Genomic DNA, 3751 nt, shown 5'->3' on the forward strand with positions numbered 1-3751 from the left:
GGGCTGATTCAAGGGCTGGGCGAGGCCACTGACGCGCCGCCCCCGGCGCGTCCATCCTGGTGGGCAACGTGTGGCGGGCTGAGGAACCGATGGGCGTTCCCTGACTCGCTGGGCGTTGCCCATCGGCGCGTCGCCACCCTGAGACCACGGTGCTCGGCGCACCGACGACCCCCGCGCCGGCGGTGCGTTCTTGCCCCAGGGCAGCGATGCTCGCCGTCCTGGTCCATCGACGCACCGAACGCCGACCGCCCTAGGCGATCAGGCTCGCGCGAACTCCAACTCGACGACGCGGTCGAGCGCATCGAAGGCGACGGGGTGGTGGCTCACCATGACAACGGTGCGCCCGCCACTGGCTTCGAGCAGGTCGCGGATGACGGCGTCGGCGGTCGGGCCGTCGAGGTGAGCGACGGGTTCGTCGAGCGCGATCACGGGGCGTTCGCTCAGCAGCGCACGGGCGATGCCGAGGCGGGCGCGTTCGCCGCCGGAGAGGGAGCGCTCGGTGGCCGTGCCGGCCGTCGCGGCGCCGTCACGGCCGGCGCCGACGAGGTACTCGCCGAGATGGGTGTCGAGGCCGTCGGTGAGCTCGTCGAGCCACCCACCGAGGCCGGCGCGACGCAGTGCCGCGCGCACCTCGTCGTCACTCGCATCCGGCTGCGCGAGAAGCAGATTGGCGCCAAGCGTCCCGGCGAACAGGTGCGGGTCGTCGTCGACGAACGCGATGCGCGAGCGCACGGCGTCGGCGTCGAGATCACGCACGTCGACGCCGTCCCAGCGGCAGATGCCGTCGCTGGGGTCGAGGTGGCGGGCGAGGACCGCGAGCAGCGTCGACTTGCCGCACCCGTTCGGGCCGGTGATGGCGAGATGCTCGCCCGGCGCGATCGTCAGCGTGTGCGGGCCGGTGTCGGTGCGCGCGCCCGTCCACGACGCGGTGACGTCGTCGAGTTCGATCGTCGGCGCGCCGTCGGCGACGCCGTGCGTGCCGCGGGCGGCGACGGCGGGTTCCTGTGTCAGCAGCGCCTGCAGACGGTCCCGGGCCGCGGCCGAGCGCGCGAACGAACCGACCGCGTCCGGGATGAGCCCGACGACGTCGCCGAGCGCCAGCGGCGTCAGCAGCAGCAGCGCGGCGAACGGCCCGTCGATGGCGCCCGACCTGACCTCGCCGTCCAGCGTCCACGCCATGAGCAGGGTGGCGGCGCCCGTCGCGAGGAGCGTGAGCGCAACACCTGCGGCACGGCCGCGTGCCTGCGCCGTCGCGGCCTTCTCGACGTTCTTCTGCGCGTGCGCGAGCCACGCCATCGGAGCGTCCGTCGCGCCGATCGCCGCGAGTTCGGTGGCGCCGGAGCTCACGAGGTGCGCGACGCGATCGACCTGGCCGCGCGCCTTGAGGGACGCCGCCTGCCCGTGCCGCTCGAGGGCGAGATCCAGCCACCCGACGAGCGCCGCGACGACGATGAACCCGAGCATGACGAACCCGGCCGGCGGATGGATGAGGAACGTCGCGACGAGCGCCACCGCGGCAGCACCGACCGTCGTGATGAGGGGGACGATGACGCGCACCTGGATGTCGACCTCGTCGTCGAGATCGCGCACGACACCGGAGAGCAGATCGGCGCGTCGACGAGTGCCCAACCGGGCGGGCGTGAGCGGCAGCAGCTGACGGTAGGCCGCCGTGCGCCGCTCGGTGAGGTCGGCCAGCGCCGCGTTGTGAGAGACGAGCCGCTCGACGTACCGGAAGAAGGGGCGTCCGATGCCGAACGTGCGCACCGCGACGATCGCCGTCAGCAGCGTGAGGACGATGGGGCGCTGGCTCGCGCGCACGATGAGCCAGCCGGATGTCGCCGTCAGCGCCACGCCGCAGGCGAACGCGAGAGCGCCGATGAGGCCCGCGATGATGACGCCGCGCACCGGCACGAGCAGCGGGCGGCGCCGATCCGGGCGCGATCCGCCCTCGCGCGCGATGCCGCCTCGCGCGTCGTCGGCGGGTGCCACATCGTCGGGCGTCACATCGGCATGTGTCACGCCCTGGCGTGACGCAGTGTTCGAATCGGCTTGTGAGGCAACGCTGCTCATGCCTTCACCTCCTGGTCGTAACGCTGGGGTGAGCGGGCGGAGACGCGCCACTGATGGTCGGCTGCGGCGGCAAGGGCGTCGTCATGGGTGACGACGACGACCGGCTTGCGCTTGCTCAGCGCGACGATGGCCGAGCGGATGTCGGCGGCGCTCGCCGGGTCGAGGTGTGCGGTCGGTTCGTCGAGCAGCACCATGGCCGCGTCGGAGAGCCAGGCGCGCGTCAGCACGAGACGCGCGCGTTGCCCGGCGGACAAGCCGAAACCGTTGTCGCCCAGCGATGTTCGCACCCCGTCGGGCAGCGACAGGACGACGTCGTCGAACCCCGTGGCCGCCATCGCGGTGCGCATCTCGTCGACGCTCGCGTCGTTGCCGAGCTCGAGGTTGGCACGCACCGACATCGGCGCGATGAACGCACGTTGGCTGACGAGGTGCGTGCTGGGCACCTCGAGGCGCCCCGAATCGGGCTTGCGCGCGCCGGCGAGGATCTCGAGCAGCGTCGACTTGCCGGAGCCGCTCGGGCCGGTGAGGGCCGTGAGGCCGTCGCGGACGACTCCCGTCGTGTGCGTGATCGCGGGCGCGCTCTGGCCCGGGTAGGTGTAGGTGACGCCGCTCATCATGGCGCGCGCGAGGCCGCTCGACGTCTCGGGTGCGGGGGCGTGCCAGGGGCGTTCACGCTCGTCGGCGAGCAGCGAGTCGATGGCCTCGACGCCGTCGGCCGCCGCGTGGAACTCCTGTCCGACGCGACGGATCGGCCAGTAGGCCTCCGGGGCGATGAGGATCGCCATGAGGCCGGTCAGCAGGGAGACGTGGCCGTTCGCGAGGCGCAGGCCGACGGCGACGGCGACCATCGCGACGGAGATCGTCGCGAGCAGGTCGAGGGCTGCGGAGGAGAGGAATGCGATGCGGAGCGTCCGCATCGTCGCGCTGCGGTGGCGATCACCGACCTTGCGCACCTGCTCGACCTGATGGCTGCCGCGCCCGTACGCGACGAGCGTCGGCAACCCGGCAACGACGTCGGCGAAGTGACCGGCGAGCATCGTCGTTTCGACCCAGCGTTCCGCCGTGGCGCGCTGCGTGTACTTGCCGATGAGCGCGGCGAACAGCGGCAGCAACGGCAGGGTGACGATGACGATGAGCGCGCTGCGCCAGTCGACCCACAGCATCGCGATGACGGCGAGCACCGGCACGACGCCCGCGGTGACGAGCGCCGGCAGATAGCGCGCGACGTACGGCTCAACGGCGGCGGCACCCTTCGTCGCCATCGTCAGCATCGCGCTCGGTGCGGGGCGTTCGTCCGCCGTCTGCGTCATCCAGCGGCGCATCGCGGCCTCGCGCAGCGCGCCGGAGACGCGTGCACCCGCGTGGGCTGCCGCGAGTTCGGTTGCGCCGGAGAGCATTCCGCGGGCTGCGAACAGCGCCAGCACCCACAGGCCCGGCGTCAGCAGCGCGTGCCCCTCGACGACGGCGACGACGAGGTGCGCCACCGCCACGGCCTGTGCGATCGCCACGATGCCGCCGAGGCCGCCCAGCAGGGCCAGCACGGCGACCGGGAGGCGGGTGGCGGGCGCGGCGCGCAGCAGGTGGGGGTCGAACGGACGCATGGCCTCATTCTCGCAGCCGACGGTGACAGCCCTCGCAGCGGGCGAAACGGGATGTTTGAGGGCTCTTCACAGATGAGGGT

General features: G+C 72.7%; 2 protein-coding genes. Both read right to left on the bottom strand.

The genetic code is table 11. From position 1 onward, the window contains the following. Positions 1 to 258: 258 nt before the first annotated feature. The gene (cydC, locus tag B2284_RS03075; RefSeq protein WP_286697169.1) at positions 259 to 2070 is read right to left on the bottom strand and encodes a thiol reductant ABC exporter subunit CydC; all 1812 of its coding nucleotides are present in this window, start codon (positions 2068 to 2070) and stop codon (positions 259 to 261) included. Continuing rightward, positions 2067 to 3671 carry a thiol reductant ABC exporter subunit CydD gene (cydD, locus tag B2284_RS03080; RefSeq protein WP_286697170.1) on the bottom strand — a complete coding sequence of 535 codons (1605 nt, stop codon included), beginning with the start codon at positions 3669 to 3671 and terminating at the stop codon, positions 2067 to 2069. Before cydD ends, cydC begins: the two co-directional genes overlap by 4 nt. Positions 3672 to 3751: the final 80 nt, after the last annotated feature.

This window comes from Dermacoccus sp. UBA1591 (genome assembly GCF_002322065.1).
Classification (GTDB): Bacteria; Actinomycetota; Actinomycetes; order Actinomycetales; family Dermatophilaceae; genus Dermacoccus; species Dermacoccus nishinomiyaensis.

Excerpts from the sequence above, each read along its gene's own strand:
- cydC (WP_286697169.1), bottom strand. The coding sequence starts at position 2,070 with ATGAGCAGCGTTGCCTCACAAGCCGATTCGAACACTGCGTCACGCCAG.
- cydD (WP_286697170.1), bottom strand. The coding sequence starts at position 3,671 with ATGCGTCCGTTCGACCCCCACCTGCTGCGCGCCGCGCCCGCCACCCGC.